Raw genomic sequence first — 19,029 nt, 5'->3', positions numbered from 1 at the left:
TGCAGAGCAGCGAGCAGATCATAACGGAGCGGCGCCAGCGGGCTGTCAGCCGCAGCCGTGGAGTCGATATCAACGGCGTTTAACAAAAAAGAGATACCGGCGACCGTTCACCTACCTCGACTGTGCGATGCTCTGTAGGAGGTTCTCCCGGAAATAGCACTGCAGAAACGCGCGAATGCGACTAGCCCTTGAGCGCTCCTGGTGCGGCACTAGGTCGGAGCCTTGCTCTTCAGGAAGGGCAACCTGGTCCGGCCGCCGACAGATCTGTCACCGAGCATAGGAATCTTCAATATGAGCAGAATGGGTCCGCCCAAGATTATAAAGCAGTGAAAGGCCCGAACCCGCCTTCCCAGCCAGAGACGGTGAGTCTCTGCATCCTCAGAGCGGGGCAGGAGACAGGCCCAGCCCTCTCGTTAATTTCGGTCAATGCAGTACAGTTGACGTGATCCCACGCCCACGAGCGCGTCGATAGCGCCACTGCTGAATCCCGGAAATGCAAATGGTCCGCCCAAGAACCATGTCGCCAAACACTAACTGGAGGAGAGCGTCGTGTCCGACCGTACTCGACCGCGCCACCTCTGAGGTGAAACCTCCTTCCCGTCATTTCGATGGAACCCATGCCATACCCGCACCGTTCTCCAGATTAACGGGAGAATATGCATGTCAAAAACCCTTCTCTACGGCGCGACGAAAATCGATGAGACCAACAGCGCCTACGCGCCGGTCGAGAGCTTGGCTGCCTTCCAGTGGAGGAACCGTGTCTTCGTTGTTTTTGCCGACAGGGACAATGCCCGCGCGGCGCGCCAGGAAAACCAGCTGCTTTCTGATCGCGCGGCGCTCGATGAGCGCGATATGGTGATATTGAAGGTCTCGGCCGCTAATGTCCGGCCGCTTTTCGGCGCTGCCGATGGCCTTGACGGCGAAGCGATCCGCCACGATCTCGAGGGGCCGGAGGCGGGAGAATTCGCCGCTTTTCTTCTTGGGAAGGACGGCACGGTGAAGCTCAAGGTTAGCGAGCCGATCACCAATGGCGAGCTCTTCGCCATTATTGACAGCATGCCGATGCGCGCTGCCGAGACGCTGAAGGCGGACAAATAGCCCGACGAACATCGCAAACATGAAGGGAGGCGGTCATGTCCGTGCCCAACGAACCCATTCCCGATCAGCCGCCGATGCCGGCACCCGGCTGGAAGCCGGTGCCGCCGATCACCGAACCGGAGCCGGACCGGCTCCCCGACGAAGCGCCTGTTCCCAATCCGGATGAGAACGATGAGCCGGCCAAACACGTTTCCGGGAGTTAAAGGAAAATCTGCCGTTCGGCGCTGACGAGTTCCTGCAGGAAGTCGACGACACTGCGGACGCGCACGAGGTCGCGCGCCGTTTCATGATAGGTCGTCCAATAGGCGCGGCGGATCGAGATGTCAGGCAGGATGCGTTGAAGTTCCGGATATTGCCGGGCGATATAATCGTGCAGGATGCCGATGCCGGCGCCGGATCGAACCGCCTCCGTTTGGCCGATCGCCGTCGAGATTTCGAAACTGGCGTCCCAGCTGCGCATCACCTCGCCGGAGAAGTTCAGCGAAGCGGTGAAGAGCAGGTCCTCGACATAGCCGATGCGCGGATGCGCCTTCAGCGCCTCGACATCGCCAGGCCTGCCGTGGCGGGCGAGATAATCGCGCGAGGCATAGAGGCCGAGCGTATAGTCGGTGAGCTTGGAGGAAACGAGGCGGCCCTGTTCGGGACGCTCCAGCGTGATCGCGATATCCGCCTCGCGCTGCGACAGCGAGAAGGAGCGCGGCACCGGCACCAGCTGGATTTTTAACGCCGGATGGCGCTCGATCAGCCTGCCCATGCGCGGCGCTAGAAACGATACGCCGAAGCCGTCGGGCGCGCCGACGCGCACCGTGCCGGCGATTGCCGTGTCGGTGTGGCCGAGATTGGCCTGCACTGCCAGCATTTCGGTTTCCATGCGCTCGGCGGCGTGCAGGAAGACCCCGCCTTCGGCCGTCAGCTCGCAGCCATTCGTGCGGCGGACGAAAAGCCGCGTCTTCAACGCCTCTTCGAGCGACGTCAGCCGCCGTGAAAGCGTGGCGTGATTGAGCCCCAATCGCTTCGAAGCGGCAAGGATCTGCCCGGTGCGGGCGACGGCAAGGAAAATGCGGACATCGTCCCAGTTCATGGCTTGACACGCATGACAATCGGATCGACATCGATGAGCGTCAACGATGTCACCATGCCCGCCGTCTCCCGCTTATATTTGAGGAAATGCGGTCTCCGCAGATGGGCCTCATAGGCTTCCTGGTCCGCGTAGACCTCGAGGATACGGATCAGGTTTGGATTGTTCCGGAGGGAAACGGCGCTGAGTGAGAGAACGCCGTCTTCCAGAGCAAGCGACGCCTCGATTTCTTCTGTAAGCAAGGCGCGGTAGGCTTCAAGCTTGGCCGGATCGATATTCAGCTCCGCCATTCTGACGACAGGTTCCCGGCTCATCGGCTCGACCTCTCCTTGGGTTTGACTTGTTCAAATGGGGTGCCAAGTTTGAATATCAGCACCCGATGCAACAATCGAGCTACAATATGCGCACAACGGTTGCTTATATCAGCGCATTGATTTGTGCAAATTGAAGTGCGATTGTAGGCCATCCAAACAGGAGGAACATCCATGCGTGAGATCGGACATTTCATCGGCGGCCAGCAGGTCGCCGGCACCAGCGGCCGCGTCAGCAATGTCTACAATCCGGCAACCGGCGAAGTGCAGGCGACCGTCGCACTCGCAAGCGTCGCGGAATTGCGCGCCGCCGTCGAAAACGCCAAGGCCGCGCAGCCGAAATGGGCTGCCACCAATCCCCAGCGCCGCGCCCGCGTCTTCTTCAAGTTCGTGGAGCTTCTGAACAAGCACATGGATGAACTGGCCGAAATGCTCTCCAAGGAGCATGGCAAGACGATCGAGGACGCCAAGGGCGACGTCATCCGCGGCCTGGAAGTTTGCGAATTCGTCTGCGGCATTCCGCATCTCGCCAAGGGCGAGTTCACCGAAGGTGCGGGTCCGGCGATCGACATGTATTCGATCCGCCAGCCGGTCGGCATCGGCGCCGGCATCACCCCCTTCAACTTCCCCGGCATGATCCCGATGTGGATGTTCGCGCCGGCGATCGCCTGCGGCAACGCCTTCATCCTGAAGCCGTCCGAGCGTGATCCGTCCTTGCCGATCCGTCTTGCCGAACTGATGATCGAGGCCGGACTGCCGGCCGGCATCCTCAATGTCGTCAACGGCGACAAGGGTGCGGTCGACGCGATCCTCACCGATCCCGATATCGGCGCCGTCTCCTTCGTCGGCTCGACGCCGATTGCCCGCTACGTCTACGGCACGGCAGCGATGAACGGCAAGCGCGCCCAGTGCTTCGGCGGTGCCAAGAACCACATGATCATCATGCCGGACGCCGATATGGATCAGGCCGTCAACGCGCTGATGGGTGCCGGCTACGGTTCGGCCGGCGAACGCTGCATGGCGATCTCGGTGGCCGTCCCGGTCGGCGAGGACACCGCCAACCGCCTCGTCGAGAAGCTGACGCCGAAGATCGAATCGCTGCGCATCGGCCCCTATACCGACGACAAGGCCGACATGGGCCCGCTCGTCACCAAGGACGCCTATACCCGCGTTCGCGGCCTGATCGACCGCGGCGTCGAGGAAGGCGCCAAGCTCGTCGTCGATGGCCGCGATTTCAAGCTCCAGGGTTATGAAGACGGCTATTTCGTCGGCGGCTGCCTGTTCGATCATGTGACGCCCGAGATGGACATCTACAAGACCGAGATCTTCGGACCTGTCCTCTCCGTCGTTCGTGCCCAGAACTACGAGGAAGCCCTGTCGCTGCCGATGAAGCACGAATACGGCAACGGCGTCGCCATCTATACGCGTGACGGCGATGCCGCCCGCGATTTCGCCTCGCGTGTCAATATCGGCATGATCGGCATCAACGTTCCGATCCCGGTTCCGCTCGCCTACCACTCCTTCGGCGGCTGGAAGGCCTCGAGCTTTGGCGACCTCAACCAGCACGGCACGGACTCGATCAAGTTCTGGACCAAGACCAAGACCGTCACCGCCCGCTGGCCCTCCGGCATCAAGAGCGGCGCCGAATTCGTCATGCCGACGATGAAGTGATCCGCGCGAACAATCGAACTGCAATTCGGGGGCCTTTCGGCCCCCGTTTTATTTGATGTCTTGGAAACCAAGCTCGGCGATCATTCCCGCACAGTACGCTCTCCACCCATCCGGGCAGCCCGAACGCAAGCAGGCAATTCTGGAATATGACCGGATACTGCGGCACGATTGACGTTGCGGCAAATGGCCTCATAAGCTGAATGCGAATTTCATATTTTGGAATTGTTCAAAACTACCAAACCGCCTATATAGGTCTGAACAGGCACGAGTCAGGAGAATGGCATGCGGTTGACGAAGCAGACCAACTATGCGGTTCGCATGTTGATGTATTGTGCTGCCAACGACGGGCAGCTGAGCCGCATCCCGGAAATCGCCAAGGCTTACGGCGTTTCCGAGCTCTTTCTTTTCAAGATCCTCCAGCCGCTGAACAAGGCGGGACTGGTCGAGACGGTGCGCGGTCGCAATGGCGGCGTGCGGCTCGGCAAGCCGGCGGCCGATATCACCCTCTTCGACGTCGTCAGGGTGACGGAAGACAGTTTCGCCATGGCCGAATGCTTCGAGGATGACGGCATGGTCGAGTGCCCGCTGGTCGACAGCTGCGGCCTGAATTCGGCGCTGCGCAAGGCGCTCAACGCCTTCTTCGCCGTGCTTTCGGAATATACCATCGACGATCTCGTCAAGGCGCGTCCGCAGATCAATTTCCTTCTTGGACTGACCGGCGAGCAGGACTACCGCAAGCCCGCGATCGTCGTCCCGGCCGCCTGAATTCACAGCAGAACAGACTTGTAAAACCGCGGTTGCCCCGGCAGCCGCGGTTTTTGTTTGCGGCGTTTTCGCCGGCGCGGATGCGGGAAATGGTCATAATGCGCAGCTGAGGAGGTGCAATATCCAAAATGCGCCGAAATTCCGCTGATTTTTATCCAAATATTTCCAATTGAGGCTGATTTTTGACCGAAAATTTCTAAAATTGTCCAATTGGAAAAATTTTCTCCGTAGCCCGTTGCTTTCAGTAGATAAATGTCGTTCCATCGACCGTCGATCGGGATGCCTATCTGCGGTCTCCAGACATCAAAAAAGAACAACCGGGAAACAAATATCATGAAAAAGATCTCTGTCATGCTGGCAGCGACGGCCCTGATTTCGGTCATGGCGACGTCGGCCTGGTCCAAGACCCTTGTCTATTGCTCCGAGGGCTCGCCGGAAGGCTTTGACCCGAGCCTCTACACGGCAGGGACGACCTTCGACGCGTCGTCGCGCACCGTCTACAGCCGCCTCGTCGAATTCAAGCACGGCGGCACCGAGATCGAACCCGGTCTGGCCGATAGCTGGAGCGTTTCGGACGATGGCAAGGAATACACCTTCAAGCTTCATCCCGGCGTCAAGTTCCAGGCCACCGACTTCTTCACGCCGACGCGCGATTTCAACGCCGATGACGTCGTGTTCTCCTTCGAGCGCCAGCTGAAGTCCGACAATCCGTGGAACAAGTACGTCGAGGGCGGCTCCTACGAATACGCCGCCGGCATGGGCTTCCCGGAGCTGATCAAGTCGGTCGAGAAGGTCGATGACCTGACCGTCAAGTTCACGCTCAACCACCCGGAAGCGCCGTTCCTGGCCGACCTCGCCATGGACTTCGCTTCGATCGTGTCCAAGGAATATGCCGACAAGCTTGCCGCCGACGGTAAGATGGCGCAGCTGAACCAGCAGCCGCTCGGCACCGGTCCCTTCACCTTCGTTGCCTACCAGCCGGATGCCGTCATCCGCTACAAGGCGAACGAAACCTATTTCAAGGGCAAGGAAAAGATCGACGATCTGGTTTTCGCCATCACCTCTGATGCAGCTGTCCGCGCTCAGAAGCTGAAGGCCGGCGAATGCCACCTGATCCCCTATCCGAATGCCGCCGACGTTCCGGAACTGAAGAAGGATGAAAATCTGGTCGTTCAGGAGCAGGCCGGCCTCAACGTCAGCTATCTCGCCTACAACACCCAGATGGCGCCCTTCGACAAGCCGGAGGTTCGCCGCGCACTCAACATGGCGATCAACAAGCAGGCGATCGTCGATGCCGTCTTCCAGGGTGCGGCCACCGTTGCCAAGAACCCGATCCCGCCGACCATGTGGTCCTATAACGACGCCGTTCAGGACGAAAAATACGATCCTGATGCAGCCAAGAAGGCTCTTGCCGATGCTGGTGTCAAGGATCTCAGCATGAAGGTCTGGGCGATGCCGGTGTCGCGTCCCTACATGCTGAACGCGCGCCGCGCCGCCGAACTGATCCAGGCCGACTTCGCCAAGGTCGGCGTCAAGGTCGAGATCGTCACCCATGAATGGGCCGAATATCTGAAGCTCTCCTCCGACGTGAAGCGCGACGGCGCCGTCATTCTCGGCTGGACCGGCGACAACGGCGATCCTGACAACTTCATGGATACGCTGCTCGGCTGCGATGCCGTCGGCGGCAACAACCGCGCCCAGTGGTGCAACAAGGAATATGACGACCTGATGACCAAGGCCAAGATGACCGCCGATGTCGGCGAGCGCACCAAGGCCTATGAGCAGGCCCAGCTGATCTTCAAGAAGGAAGCCCCGTGGGCGACGCTCGATCACTCGCTCGTCTTCGTTCCGATGAGCAAGAAGGTCTCCGGCTTCCATATGGATCCGCTCGGCATTCACCGCTTCGACGGCGTCGACGTATCCGAATAACAAGAATAATGTAAGAATGCCCGGCAGAGCTGGGCGCAGCCGGCGGTCAGGCACCCCCTGACCGCCGGAAACTATTGGACATCTGCCATGTTGCGTTTTTTCTTCGGCCGCCTCGCGGTGCTGATACCGACATTCCTCGGCGTTTCCCTGATAGCCTTTTCGTTCATCCGCCTGATTCCGGGCGACCCCGTCATGCTGCTGTCGGGTGAACGTGTCATGGCGCCGGAGCGGCACGCCCAGATCATGCACGATCTCGGTTTTGACCGGCCCATGTATGTGCAGTATTTCGATTATCTCGGAAAAGTGCTGCAAGGCGATCTCGGTACCTCGATCGTCAACAAGCGCCCGGTGCTCGGCGAGTTTCTGACCCTGTTTCCGGCAACGCTGGAACTTTCCTTCTGCGCCATCATCCTCGCGGTCTGTCTTGGCGTGCCCGCCGGCGTCTTTGCAGCCGTCAAGCGAGGCACGTGGTTCGATCAAAGCGTGATGGGCATCGCCCTGGTCGGCTATTCCATGCCGATTTTCTGGTGGGGCCTGCTGCTCATCATCTTCTTCTCCGGCTATCTCGGCTGGACGCCGGTGTCCGGGCGCATCTCGCTGATGTATTTCTTCAAGCCGGTGACCGGCTTCATGCTGATCGACAGCCTGTTGTCGGGCCAGAAGGGCGCCTTCGCCTCGGCCGTCAGCTATCTCATCCTGCCGACCATCGTGCTCGCAACCATCCCGCTTGCCGTCATCGCGCGCCAGACGCGCTCGGCGATGCTCGAGGTTCTGGGCGAGGACTACGTCCGCACGGCGCGCTCGAAAGGTTTGAAGCCGTTGCGCGTCGTCGGCGTGCATGCGCTGCGCAACGCGATGATCCCCGTCATCACCACGATCGGCCTGCAGATCGGCGTTCTTCTTGCCGGCGCCATCCTCACCGAGACGATCTTCTCCTGGCCGGGCATCGGCAAATGGATGGTCGATTCGGTGTTTAAGCGCGATTACGCCGTGGTCCAGGGCGGCCTTCTGCTGATCGCCGGCGTCATCATGCTGGTCAATCTGATTGTTGATGTCCTTTACGGCTTCATCAATCCGCGCATTCGTTACTAGGAGCGGTCCATGAGCACGGTCACCGTCAAAACCGGCCAGCCATCCGCCGCTGCGGAGTTCTGGCACTATTTCTCCCGCAACAAGGGCGCCGTCATCGGCCTCGTTGTTTTCGTCATCATTCTCGTCGTTGCGGTTTTCGCTCCGGTCTTCGCGCCGCATGCGCCGAACGAGCAGAACCGTGAGGTGCTGCTCGCCGTGCCTGCCTGGATGGAGGCCGGCCGCGCCTCCTTTCCGCTCGGAACGGATGCTGTCGGCCGTGACATCCTCTCGCGGCTGATCTATGGCGCACGGTTCTCGCTGTTCATCGGCGTCGTGGTCGTGACACTTTCGGTGGTTTGCGGTGTTCTGATCGGCTTGGTCGCCGGCTATTTCCGCGGCAAGATCGATACCGCGATCATGCGCCTGATGGACATCATCCTGGCCTTCCCGTCACTGCTGCTCGCCCTCGTGCTGGTCGCCGTGCTGGGGCCGGGCCTGACCAATGCGATGATCGCGATTTCGCTGGTCAACCAGCCGCATTTCGTGCGGTTGACGCGCGCCTCGGTCATCACGGAGCGTGAGAAGGAATATGTGATCGCCTCGCGTGTTGCGGGCGCGGGCACGCTGCGCCTGATGTTCAAGACGATCCTGCCGAACTGTCTTGGGCCGCTGATCGTCCAGGCGACGCTCGCCTTCTCGGCGGCCATCCTCGATGCCGCCGCCCTCGGCTTCCTCGGCATGGGCGCGCAGCCCCCGACACCCGAATGGGGAACGATGCTCGCCGAATCCCGCGAGTTCATCTCGCGCGCCTGGTGGGTCGTAACATTCCCGGGTCTTGCCATCCTCATCACCGTCCTCGCCATCAACCTGATGGGTGACGGCCTGCGCGATGCGCTTGATCCCAAGCTGAAGAGGTCGTGATGCCACTTCTCGAAATCGAAAATCTGACCGTCGAGTTCCAGACCTCTTCCGGTCTTTTCCGCGCCGTCGACGGCGTATCGCTCACCTGCGACAAGGGTGAGATTCTGTCGGTCGTCGGCGAATCCGGCTCGGGCAAATCCGTCGCCATGCTGGCGCTGATGGGGCTTTTGCCCTGGACGGCGAAGATCACCGCCGATCGCATGCGGTTCGACGGCCAGGATCTGCGCGGCATTTCCGGCCGCCAGCGCAGGCGGATCGTCGGCAAGGACATGGCGATGATCTTCCAGGAGCCGATGTCGAGCCTCAATCCGTGCTTTACCGTCGGCTTCCAGCTCGGCGAGACCTTGCGCGTCCATATGGGCCTTAACCGGAAGGAGCGCCGCGAACGCTCGATCGAGCTCCTGAACCTCGTCGGCATTCCGGCGCCGGAAGATCGGCTGTCGAACTTCCCGCATCAGATGTCGGGCGGCATGAGCCAGCGCGTGATGATCGCCATGGCGCTCGCCTGCAATCCGAAGCTCTTGATCGCCGACGAGCCGACGACCGCGCTCGACGTGACGATCCAGGCGCAGATCCTCGATCTGCTGGTGCGCCTGCAGAAAGAGCAGGGCATGGCGCTGGTGCTGATCACCCACGATATGGGTGTCGTTGCCGAAACCGCCGAGCGCGTGCAGGTGCAATATGCCGGCCAGAAGGTCGAGGAGCAGCCGGTAAAGGCGTTGTTCCGCGATCCGCACCACCCCTATACGGCAGCCCTGCTCGCCGCGCTGCCGGAGCGGGCCAAAGTCGGCCAGCGTCTTCCCTCGATCGCCGGCGTCGTGCCCGGCCAGCATGGCCGCCCGACAGGCTGTCTGTTCGCGCCGCGCTGCGGCTACGCCACGGTCGAATGCGATCGCGGTGTCGTGCGCCAGGGGCCGGAGCTCGGGCTGGCACTGTGCAACTATCCTTTAAAGGACGGCAAGCCGCTCGGGCATCCCGGCGTCATGGCCACTGAAACTGCAGGAGACCTGGTATGACAGGCGCTGTTCTCGAGGGCAGGGATCTCGCCCGCTTCTACACCGTCAACCGCGGTCTCTTCAAAGCCGACGCCACCGTCAAGGCGCTGAACGGCGTCAGCTTCAGCCTCCATTCCGGCAAGACGCTCGCCGTCGTCGGCGAATCCGGCTGCGGCAAGTCGACACTCGCCCGCCTGGTCACGATGATCGAGGATCCGACGGCCGGGGAACTGCTGATCGACGGCAAGCCTGCGCGCATCGGCGACCGCAGCCTGCGCAGCCAGGTGCAGATCGTCTTCCAGAACCCCTACGGCTCGCTCAACCCGCGCCAGAAGGTCGGCTCGATCCTCGAAGAGCCGCTGAAGATCAACACCGATCTCAATGCCGCCGCCCGCCGCCGCAAGGTGGAGGAGATGATGGCTCGTGTCGGCCTGCGTCCGGAACACCATGGCCGCTATCCCCATATGTTCTCCGGCGGCCAGCGCCAGCGCATCGCCATCGCCCGCGCCCTGATGCTGCGGCCGAAGGTACTGGTGCTCGACGAGCCGGTTTCGGCCCTCGACCTCTCGATCCAGGCGCAGGTGTTGAACCTGTTGATGGACCTGCAGAAGGAGATGGGCCTTGCCTATCTCTTCATCTCGCACGGTCTCTCCGTCGTCCACCACATCGCCGACGAGGTGATGGTGATGTATCTCGGCCGCCCCGTCGAAACCGGTCCCGCCGCCGAGGTCTTCGCCCGGCCGCGCCATCCCTATACGGCGGCCTTGCTGTCGGCGACACCGATCGCCGACCCCGAGCGCGCCAAGAACCGCATCCGGCTCCAAGGCGAGCTGCCGTCGCCGCTGAAGCCGCCGTCCGGTTGCCACTTTAATCCGCGCTGCTGGAAGGCGCAGGATTATTGCCGTCAGGTTTCTCCCGAATTAAGTGGAGAAGGTGCGCAAAAATATGCCTGTCACTTCCCGCTCGATTGAGCGGGAAGCCGGAGTCTCGGAGGGATCATGCCGGGTGAGCGGAGGGAAAGACCTCATGCGATTATCGTCATGGGGGTCAGCGGCTGTGGCAAATCCTCGGTCGGCGAAAAGCTCGCGGAAGCCCTGCACCTTGCCTTCGTCGAAGGCGATGCGCTGCATCCGGCCGCCAATGTCGAGAAGATGTCGAAGGGCATTCCGCTGACCGATGAGGACAGGATGCCCTGGCTCGACCGCATCGGCGAAGACATCAAGGCTTCGCTGGAGAAAGGCGAGGGCATCATCGTCTCCTGCTCGGCGCTGAAGCGCATCTATCGCGACAGGCTGCGGGCTGCGGCCGGCGGCAACCTGTTTTTCGTTTACCTCGAAGGCTCCAAGGCGCTGCTGACCAAACGGATGGGCGAGCGCAAGGGCCATTTCATGCCGGTCTCGCTGCTCGAAAGCCAGCTGGCGACGCTCGAGGTGCCGACAGGCGAGCAAGGCGTTGTCACCGTCGATATTGACGACACGGTGGAAGGCATCGCGGCGACGGCCCTGAAAGGGCTTGCCGCTCTCGGCGTCACGGGTTGAAACGCTGCGGCGAATAGGCCGCAATATCGATGAACGGTTTTTCGCCGGTGATGAGCTCGGCCAGCACGCGGCCGGTCACCGGCCCCAGCGTCAGCCCGTGATGGGCATGGCCGAAGGCGAACCACAGGCCCTGATGGCGCGGCGCCTTGCCGATAATAGGCATCATGTCGGGCGTGCACGGTCGCGCGCCCATCCATGGCTCGGGATCGAGCCTGTCACCGAGCGGGAAGATCGTGCGGGCCACGGCTTCGGCCCGGTCGAGCTGGACCGGCGTCTTCGGCGCGTCGAGCGTTGCGAACTCCGCGCCCGTCGTCAGGCGGATGCCGCGGCGCATCGGCGCCAGGAGATAACCGCGTTCGGCATCGAGCACCCAGTTGTTGAGCACGGCATTGCCCTTGACGGCATAATGCATGTGATAACCGCGCTTGACGCCGAGCGGCAAGGAATAGCCGAGCCGGCGTGTTGCGAGCGCCGACCAGGGGCCGAGCGCGATCACCGCATCGTCGGCTTCGAGCGCGCCTTCCCCCGTCATGACCTTCCAGCCCGAGCCGAACGGGCCGAAGGAGGCGGCGTCGCCTGTGACGAAGCGGCCGCCGAGGCTTTCGAAATAACGGCGATAGGCCGATGTCAGCGCATGCGGGTCAAGCACCGACCAGGGATCGCGCCAGCGGATGCCGCCGGCGAAATCGCCTGTCACGTCAGGCTCCATGCGGGCGATATCGGCCGAGGTCAGGCTGTCATAGTCCACCCCGAATTCACTTTGCCAGAGTGCGGCCTCCGCGAAGGCCTGATTGCGTTTGCCCTCAGTCCGGAAGATCTTCATCCAGCCATCCCTGCGGATCAGCGCTTGCGCCTCTGCCGCCTCGATCAGATCCTTGTGCTCGGCGATCGAATGTTCGATCAGCGGCGCGTAGGCACGGGTGATGATCGCGTGGCGCCGGGCATTGGAATTCCACCAGTAACGGGCGAGAAAGGCGAGCTGGCTCGGCAGCGTGCTGAGGTGATAATGCGCATCGATGCGGTTATTCAGCGCATAGCGCAGGAGAAGACCGAGCTGCTGGGGAAAGCCGTAGGGCGCGACACCTTCGCGTTGGATCAGCCCGGCATTGCCGAAGGAGGTTTCGCTGCCCGGATCCTTGCGGTCGATCAGCGTCACCTGCCGGCCGCGCCGCTGAAGATGGATGGCCGCTGACACACCGACGATACCGGCGCCGAGCACAATCGCGTTTTTCGTCATTCCCCTGCATTCCGCTTTGTTGTCGGGGTGAAAATGCTCCCGCCGATATTGCTGCGCAAACGAAAAATCGCATTCATTTCACAATTTCAGTGCGGCATTTTCGGCCTTCATGCGGACAAGGAGGACGCAAGCGTTGAGAAGCGAAAAGCCGATCGCGTAAAGCGCCAGCCCGAAGACGAGAGGAAGGGCGAAGATCTCGCCGACGACGATCGCGTAGTTTGGATGCCGCAGGAAGCGATAGGGACCTGATGTCACGAGCGGCGCGCCGGGCAGGATGATGATGCGCGTCGTCCAGCGGTCTTTCAAGCTCGCCAGTACCCAGAGCCGCAGTGCCTGCAGCCCCATGAACACCGCAAACCAGAAGAGATCGACCGGCTTGCCCGGCGCCAGCAGCCAGAGGCCGATGATCCAGCCGGCATGCAGCGCCACCATGGCGGGATAGTGCTCCGGCGCCACTTCCTTGCCGCCTCTGGCGAGAAGGGCAGCAGTGTTGCGCCGGGCGAGCACGAGTTCGCCAAGCCGCTGCAGCGTCACGAAGGTAAGCAGCGCGATCGACGGCCACATCATGCCGGCCTCCGGAGCGTCACGCAGCTCGCTGAAAAGCCCGGCCCCATGGCGATCATCGCGGCGCGCTCCGGCAATCCGGCGCGGATCGCCCGCTCCAGCACGAAGAGAACGGTCGGCGACGACATATTGCCGTAGTCGGCAAGCACGCCACGCTCGTGATCGAGAGCGCCGGGCGTCAGCGACAGCGCGCTCTCCATCGCGGCCAGCACTTTCGTGCCGCCGGGGTGGCAGATGAAGCGGCCGATATCGTCTGGTGCCAGCCCGTTCCGTGCCAGAATGGCCGTCACCGCCGGGCCGAGCTCCTGCTCGGCAAAGGGCGGCAGGGCTTGCGCCAGCACGATGCCGAAACCGTCGTCGTCGATTTTCCAGCCCATGATATCGAGCGTATCGGGAAAGAGATGCTCGCCGGTCGATTCCACTTCCGCCAGCCCGCCGTCGCCCGATCGCAACACGCAGGCGGCGGCGCCGTCGCCGAAAAGCGCCGTCGCGATGATGTTCGGCCGCGTCAGCTCGTCGAGGCGGAAGGCCAGCGTGCAAAGCTCGATCGAGACGAAGAGCACGACGGCGCCCGGCCGGCTTCGCGCCAGTCGCGCGGCGATCGCAAAACCCGACACGCCGGCCGCACAGCCGAGCCCGAACACCGGCACCCGTTCGATATCGGCCCTGAAACCCATCCGGCGGGCCATCTGCGCATCGAGGCTCGGTGTGGTTAAACCGGTGGAGGAGACTGTCACGACACAGTCGACATCGCCGGCCTTAAGCTTGGCCTGCTGAAGGGCTGAGCTCGCGGTCTCGACGAAGAGCCCGCCTGCCACCTCCGCATAGGCCCGCATCCGGTCCTGCCAGCCATGCGCTTCGTCGAACCAGGCAAGCGGGCGCGCGGCATGGCGCTTTTGAATGCCGGCACTGTCGAAGACGCGGGCAAGATGCCGGAAATCCTCGAAACGGTCGGCAAACAGCCGGGCGGAGGCCTCGAGCGCTTGCTTCTGGAAAATGACATGTTCGGGTGCGGCGACGGCGAGGCTGACGAGTTTTACAGTATCGGTCACGGAGTTCTCCTTGTCGTTCCCGGCGCAACGCTGAGAACACCCGGTCCCGATGATTTATTCGGCTTCGATGGCTTCACGAAGCCGTTATGGAGAAAATAAGAGGCCGGCGAATAAAGTCCGGGGCAGCGGTGTTTTCTCCTCGCAACGTCACTTTCGAGGAGTTTTCCATGACGATCATGACAGTCCGTTTTGCTTCCATCCTTCTCGGCGGCTGCCTTGCCGCTTCTCTCTTCTCCGGCCCTGCCTTTGCGGTCGGCGATGACAACAGCGCGATGCCGACCTGCAAGAAGGGCGAGATCTACGACCAGAAGACCAGGAAATGCGTCAAGCAGCAGAGCGCCAACATCTCGGACGAGAACCGCACCGACTATGCCTATTCGCTGGCCAAGGCCGGTCGTTATGAGGAGGCGCTTGCCATGCTCGACACGATCAAGGACCAGAACAGCGCCGAAGTGCTGAATTATCGCGGTTATGCCACCCGTAGGCTCGGCCGCACCGACGAAGGCATCTCCTATTACCTCCAATCGGTGAAGATGGACCCGCGATATGCCAAGGTGCGCGAATATCTCGGCGAAGCCTATGTCATCAAGGGCCGGCTCGATCTCGCCAAGGAGCAGTTGAGGGCCATCAAGGCGATCTGCGGCACGGCCTGCGAGGAGTATCAGGATCTGAACGCGGCCATCCTCGATCCGTCGAAGATCTGATTGCCGGCATGGGCGGGAAGACGGAACCAGAAAGGCATGTGAGAATGTCGGTCGCGCGCGCCTCATTTCCTGCCTATAGTCGCGCAAGAACGGAATCGCCGGTTCATCCGGCGGTTCCGAAAAATGCAGGATCGTCGGAGGCGGCCATCGCCAGCGCAGCGGATATCAGGAGCGGCCTGACGGAAAATCTGGCAAGGCTCTGGCGTTATGGTCTTGTTCTCTCGCATCAGTGCGATGTCGCCGACGACCTGGTGCAGGCGACCTGCCTTCGCGCGCTGGAGCGCGCCGATCAATTCGTCCCCGGCACCCGGCTCGACCGCTGGCTGTTTTCGATCCTGCATTCGATCTGGCTGAACGAAATCCGCTCGCGCCGGGTGCGCCAGGGCCAGGGCTTCGTCGATGCGGGGGACGCGCTGATCTTCGACGGCGCGCATGATACCGAGACCCATGTGATGGCGGGGCAGGTGCTGAAACGGGTGAGTGCCCTGCCCGAGGCGCAGCGAACGGTGGTTTTCCTCGCCTATGTCGAAGGACTTTCCTATCGCGAGGTTGCAGGCATACTGGATATCCCGATCGGCACCGTGATGAGCCGGCTGGCGGCAGCCCGCGCCAAGCTCTCCGACGACGAGCGGGAAGGGGGACGGCAATGAATACGAAATACACCACTCCCTCCGACGAGGACCTGACCGCCTTCATCGACGGCGAACTGACGGCCGAAGATGCCGCCCAGATCGAGGCCATTGTGAAGGAAGACGAGCGTGTTGCCGAACGGCTGGAGCTCCTGGCGCGCGCCAGCCTGCCGTTCGAGCAGGCTTTCGCCCCGCTGCTCCAGGAAGCGCCGCGCGAAAAACTGGAGAGAATGCTCGAAGCCATCCCTGCGCGGGAGGATGCAAAAGCTGTCTCGGCGCCCGCTGCCAGCCGCCGCCGCTTCCTCGCCGCGCTCGCCGCTTCGCTCGTCGCTGGCATCGCCATCGATCGCGTCGTCCTCGGCCTCGGCAGAGGCTTTTCGGCAAAGGACGAAAGCAGCGAATGGCGCGCCGTGGTCGCCGATTATATCTCGCTCTATACCGCGGAAACGCTGGCCGGTCCGACGCCCGCCAGGGAGTCTCAGGCCGCCCAGCTCGCCCCCTTCGACGATAAACTCGGCCTGTCGCTCCCTCCAGAAGCGGTCTCGCTTCCGGGCGTCGATTTCAAACGCGCCCTGCTGCTGCAATATGACGGCAAGCCGCTCGCCCAGATCGCCTATCTCGATCCTGAAACTGGGCCCATGGCGCTTTGCATCATCCGGTCCGATGCCGGCCCCAATGAGCCGGACCTCGAAAGCCGCAAAGGCATGAACGTCGTCTACTGGTCGAACGGGAGGCACGCCTTCATGCTGATCGGCCATGCGGAGGCTGAGAAGATGAAGGCGATTGCGGCTCAGGTGAGACGGAGCGTAGTTTGAGATCATGCGAAACTTGACCCACTACAGTTCGGAAGCGAGTCAGCGAAAGCTTCGATCCTGTACTTGTCACCATCCCAGCGGTTGCCGAACGTACGACAACTGTGATGGATCTTTTAAGTCTTTAGGTCATCCACGATCGCATCAGTTATTGATGTTGGGATTGCCATTCCTACAAAGAACCAAAAAAGCTGTGCACCAGCAAAATTGGCCGCAAGTGAAATAGAAAGAAGTGCAACCAGCAAGGTAAGATTTTGGTGAGCGAAGGACTGTCTGATCCAGACTAAGCCATGTCGCGTAGCTCGGCTCGTACACGCGATCAAAAATAGCACCCCCAAAAGGATGACGAAACCGGTACGCACCTGGTATATCAAAGTGAATATTGAGAGGCGTTCCTGCGAATAGATATCAATTAGCTGCGGGATAAGATGGCTGGTCAACGGCGCCGATCCTACGATGCTCTCAATCCACTCGAGAAAGGCCATAAGCTCAACTCTATGTTGAGGAGCCAGCGTCACGCCAATATCGATAACTCTGGTCATCACGCTGACAACGAACGTCTGCGGATTGAACATGAATATGGACGTCAAACCAGGAAAAAGTGCAACGTAAGCGATGACAAGGCCCGCAAACATAAATGCGAAGCGTAGGGCGCTGGAGCGCAGGCGCTCGCTCCCTCTGTAGGCGGTCAGCCAAACGATTAGGGCCGCACCGAGATAGACCGCTTTAGCAAGAGTAAGGACGGCAACAGCGGCTAAGGAAACGTCCAACCACAACGGCCGTTCTTCGTCACCCGACAAAGTGAGGGCTAGAGTCACAAGCACAATCAAGCACGCAAATGGATTAGAATGAAATAGCCCTACAGGACGTCCCTGGACGTGCTGTGCCATCAGGTCTTGTGCCGGTACAAGGAATGTTGGAAACGGGGTTAAAGGTATCTCTGAACCACCACTTGTGTTGAGATATTGGGTCCACTCCGCCACTCCGATCACCTGGAGAAACATCAACACGCCGCTGGCTAGCGTCAAGAGCTGAAGCGTGCATGTCGCCCGCTTGAGATCGTATCGAGATACTAAAGACCCTGCCAAAAGAAAAAGGATACAAAGCAGGTCTAAATATAGTTCTCTTGCGTTTAATAGTGTTCCAGCAGCAAACGAGAAGATGAGAGCTGCTATAAATGCCAAGCTGCCTCGGGAGGCCGCCAAGGCAAGACTAACCGCGAAGCCAATGGACGCCAGGTGGCATGCTCTCCCACCCAACACCAGCCATTCTCTTGTTTGTGCTGTCAAAACATTGGCCGCAATAGCGGTGATGATAAGGACCGGAACGAACAACCTCGCGAGGTCGAATCCGGTGCGCGCTCGCCATTCCAGGTAAGTCACTATCTCGCCTCCCTGTTAGTTGCCTCTGTGCTTTATTTTCATCAATAGCTTCTGGTCGGCAGCCCTCGGCGGTCGACATATCCGCCTATAAATGCAAAGACAAGGAGCTCGGTAGCATTATGCAGCTTCAATCTGATCGTCAGATTGCCGGAGGTTGCCTTGCTCGGGTGGAAAGACCGTCTTTTTCCATTATTCTGATTGAGGTAGGCCGGCTGCAGTCGAAGAGACCGCTTCCCGAGGCGGAGGCGCCAGAAATTGTCGGGCAGGTCTCTCGATAAATTTCCAACTAAAATAGGCGATCGAAACGGCTATAACGGGGAATATCGCAGTAACACCTGACTTTTTGGCCACCTCAAACGCAATCCAGTGCGTAAGGTAAAGCGAGTAGCTGATGTTTCCGAGAAACATTGCAAGAGGCAGGAGCAGAGATGGCAGCTTTGCAGACCAAGCGAAATAAACGGCGCCCCCGGCGAGTCCCGTTAGCGCTAGATATGTGGAGCCGCCGGCGAATACACTTTGCCTGAACATGAGAGAAAAGCCAAATAGGAGGGATAAGCATAGCATCGACAGGCCGAGATTAAGGTACGAACTGGATCGGGTCGATCGATATATTAAAAATCCGGCTCCGAAAAATGGAGCAAAGGTCAACGGCATAGTATATTGGCCCCAGAATTCGGGCGCCGATGGTTCTGGAAGAGATTTCAGCAACGCATACTGCGCGAATAGAAGAAACGCAACACATAACGCAATAGCTCTTGTTGACATGCCTGAGCAGATCAGCGCCAAAACAGGAAACAGCAAGTAGAATAAAATCTCTATCCCAAGCGACCAAGCTCCCGTTGTTGTCGATAATATCCCCGGCATATGCAATGCGAACAGTCCAGAAGCAGTCAAGAAGCTCTTTTTCCACATATAGTCGAAGGTGGCGCCTTGTTGGAAATGGACAAAAGCCATGCCGAGCAACGTGGTAGCCGCGAGTAAGGGAACTACCCTGGCGAATCTCAACACGTAGAATTTCAGCAAGCAGGATCGTGAGATAGAGCCACGGAACTCTTCGGCATGCGTATGGAGTAACACCACTGCTGAGAGAACAAAAAAAGTATAGACACCAAATGTGCCCATACTACTAATTATGAACTCGTGCTCCCACGCTAAGTAGTGATACGTGGCCACAGAGACCGCGCAGATGCCGCGTACGAGATGGAGCGATGGAATAAAAATTTGAGAACTATTAGCCATGGCAAAGGTCACCGACACCAGCCGCATACCAAA

The 19,029-nt window shown here is 60.4% G+C and carries 21 protein-coding genes; 13 read left to right on the top strand and 8 right to left on the bottom strand.

The genetic code is table 11. The features are described from left to right. The first annotated feature begins 660 nt into the window (after positions 1-660). Both CO655_RS28675 and CO655_RS34035 read left to right on the top strand, forming a co-directional pair. Entirely contained in the window at positions 661-1,098 is a 438-nt protein-coding gene (locus tag CO655_RS28675) for a DUF4174 domain-containing protein (protein ID WP_097667590.1), read from the top strand. A 35-nt stretch (positions 1,099-1,133) separates the two neighbouring features. Then, on the top strand, positions 1,134-1,301 hold the full coding sequence (locus CO655_RS34035; RefSeq protein WP_097667589.1) for a hypothetical protein: 168 nt from the start codon (positions 1,134-1,136) through the stop codon (positions 1,299-1,301). Here the strand turns inward: CO655_RS34035 and CO655_RS28665 are convergent. Beyond that, a complete protein-coding gene (locus CO655_RS28665) occupies positions 1,298-2,179 on the bottom strand; it encodes a LysR family transcriptional regulator (protein WP_097667588.1) in 882 nt (293 codons plus the stop codon). The genes CO655_RS34035 and CO655_RS28665 overlap by 4 nt on opposite strands. Beyond that, on the bottom strand, positions 2,176-2,490 hold the full coding sequence (locus CO655_RS28660; protein ID WP_097667587.1) for a putative quinol monooxygenase: 315 nt from the start codon (positions 2,488-2,490) through the stop codon (positions 2,176-2,178). Before CO655_RS28660 ends, CO655_RS28665 begins: the two co-directional genes overlap by 4 nt. A gap of 171 nt (positions 2,491-2,661) precedes the next feature. Here CO655_RS28660 and CO655_RS28655 point away from each other — a divergent pair, with 171 nt between their 5' ends. Then, positions 2,662-4,158, top strand: coding sequence for a CoA-acylating methylmalonate-semialdehyde dehydrogenase (locus CO655_RS28655; protein ID WP_097667586.1), 1,497 nt, complete (start codon positions 2,662-2,664; stop codon positions 4,156-4,158). Between the two features lie 282 nt (positions 4,159-4,440). After that, positions 4,441-4,923, top strand: a complete 483-nt coding sequence (gene rirA / locus CO655_RS28650; RefSeq protein ID WP_097667585.1) for an iron-responsive transcriptional regulator RirA — start codon at positions 4,441-4,443, stop codon at positions 4,921-4,923. A gap of 2 nt (positions 4,924-4,925) precedes the next feature. On the opposite strand, the gene CO655_RS33630 is transcribed toward rirA, so the two are convergent. Continuing rightward, positions 4,926-5,258, bottom strand: a complete 333-nt coding sequence (locus tag CO655_RS33630; RefSeq protein ID WP_141514373.1) for a hypothetical protein — start codon at positions 5,256-5,258, stop codon at positions 4,926-4,928. Here CO655_RS33630 and CO655_RS28645 point away from each other — a divergent pair. The 6 genes from CO655_RS28645 to CO655_RS28620 all read left to right on the top strand — a co-directional run bounded on the left by CO655_RS28645 (position 5,257) and on the right by CO655_RS28620 (position 11,377). Then, positions 5,257-6,852, top strand: coding sequence for an ABC transporter substrate-binding protein (locus tag CO655_RS28645; RefSeq protein ID WP_097667591.1), 1,596 nt, complete (start codon positions 5,257-5,259; stop codon positions 6,850-6,852). The two genes, CO655_RS33630 and CO655_RS28645, sit on opposite strands and share 2 nt — an antisense overlap. An 87-nt stretch (positions 6,853-6,939) precedes the next feature. Further along, a complete protein-coding gene (locus tag CO655_RS28640) occupies positions 6,940-7,944 on the top strand; it encodes an ABC transporter permease subunit (protein ID WP_097667584.1) in 1,005 nt (334 codons plus the stop codon). Between the two features lie 9 nt (positions 7,945-7,953). Continuing rightward, a complete protein-coding gene (locus tag CO655_RS28635; protein ID WP_097667583.1) occupies positions 7,954-8,844 on the top strand; it encodes an ABC transporter permease subunit in 891 nt (296 codons plus the stop codon). Beyond that, positions 8,844-9,860 (top strand): ABC transporter ATP-binding protein, encoded by a 1,017-nt coding sequence (locus CO655_RS28630; protein ID WP_097667582.1) that lies wholly within the window; start codon positions 8,844-8,846, stop codon positions 9,858-9,860. The genes CO655_RS28635 and CO655_RS28630 overlap by 1 nt, the downstream gene beginning before the upstream one ends. Then, on the top strand, positions 9,857-10,810 hold the full coding sequence (locus tag CO655_RS28625; protein WP_085741836.1) for a peptide ABC transporter ATP-binding protein: 954 nt from the start codon (positions 9,857-9,859) through the stop codon (positions 10,808-10,810). The genes CO655_RS28630 and CO655_RS28625 overlap by 4 nt, the downstream gene beginning before the upstream one ends. A gap of 27 nt (positions 10,811-10,837) precedes the next feature. Then, positions 10,838-11,377 carry a gluconokinase gene (locus CO655_RS28620; protein ID WP_097667581.1) on the top strand — a complete coding sequence of 180 codons (540 nt, stop codon included), beginning with the start codon at positions 10,838-10,840 and terminating at the stop codon, positions 11,375-11,377. On the opposite strand, the gene CO655_RS28615 is transcribed toward CO655_RS28620, so the two are convergent. The 3 genes from CO655_RS28615 to CO655_RS28605 all read right to left on the bottom strand — a co-directional run bounded on the left by CO655_RS28615 (position 11,367) and on the right by CO655_RS28605 (position 14,230). Beyond that, positions 11,367-12,614 (bottom strand): FAD-binding oxidoreductase, encoded by a 1,248-nt coding sequence (locus CO655_RS28615; protein WP_097667580.1) that lies wholly within the window; start codon positions 12,612-12,614, stop codon positions 11,367-11,369. The two genes, CO655_RS28620 and CO655_RS28615, sit on opposite strands and share 11 nt — an antisense overlap. A gap of 78 nt (positions 12,615-12,692) precedes the next feature. Further along, complete coding sequence (locus CO655_RS28610; RefSeq protein WP_097667579.1) at positions 12,693-13,181, bottom strand: isoprenylcysteine carboxylmethyltransferase family protein; 489 nt, start codon at positions 13,179-13,181, stop codon at positions 12,693-12,695. Beyond that, positions 13,178-14,230, bottom strand: a complete 1,053-nt coding sequence (locus CO655_RS28605; protein WP_097667578.1) for a type III polyketide synthase — start codon at positions 14,228-14,230, stop codon at positions 13,178-13,180. The genes CO655_RS28610 and CO655_RS28605 overlap by 4 nt, the downstream gene beginning before the upstream one ends. Before the next feature lie 167 nt (positions 14,231-14,397). Between CO655_RS28605 and CO655_RS28600 the strand changes: the two genes are divergently transcribed. Genes CO655_RS28600 through CO655_RS28590 form a run of 3 tightly spaced genes read left to right on the top strand, consistent with a single transcriptional unit; the run spans position 14,398 to position 16,378 of the window. Then, positions 14,398-14,934, top strand: coding sequence for a tetratricopeptide repeat protein (locus CO655_RS28600; RefSeq protein ID WP_097667577.1), 537 nt, complete (start codon positions 14,398-14,400; stop codon positions 14,932-14,934). 44 nt (positions 14,935-14,978) lie between these two features. Next, complete coding sequence (locus tag CO655_RS28595) at positions 14,979-15,584, top strand: RNA polymerase sigma factor (RefSeq protein WP_097667576.1); 606 nt, start codon at positions 14,979-14,981, stop codon at positions 15,582-15,584. Continuing rightward, entirely contained in the window at positions 15,581-16,378 is a 798-nt protein-coding gene (locus CO655_RS28590; protein ID WP_097667575.1) for a Fis family transcriptional regulator, read from the top strand. Before CO655_RS28595 ends, CO655_RS28590 begins: the two co-directional genes overlap by 4 nt. A gap of 113 nt (positions 16,379-16,491) precedes the next feature. On the opposite strand, the gene CO655_RS28585 is transcribed toward CO655_RS28590, so the two are convergent. Both CO655_RS28585 and CO655_RS28580 read right to left on the bottom strand, forming a co-directional pair. Next, positions 16,492-17,757 (bottom strand): hypothetical protein, encoded by a 1,266-nt coding sequence (locus tag CO655_RS28585; protein ID WP_097667574.1) that lies wholly within the window; start codon positions 17,755-17,757, stop codon positions 16,492-16,494. A 189-nt stretch (positions 17,758-17,946) separates the two neighbouring features. Beyond that, positions 17,947-19,023 carry an acyltransferase gene (locus tag CO655_RS28580; RefSeq protein ID WP_097667573.1) on the bottom strand — a complete coding sequence of 359 codons (1,077 nt, stop codon included), beginning with the start codon at positions 19,021-19,023 and terminating at the stop codon, positions 17,947-17,949. Positions 19,024-19,029: the final 6 nt, after the last annotated feature.

The sequence above is a fragment of the Rhizobium sp. M1 genome (genome assembly GCF_002531805.1).
Lineage (GTDB): Bacteria > Pseudomonadota > Alphaproteobacteria > Rhizobiales > Rhizobiaceae > Rhizobium > Rhizobium etli_C.
The sequence above is the reverse complement of the archived record's forward strand: the minus strand, read 5'-3'. Positions and strand labels throughout refer to the sequence as shown.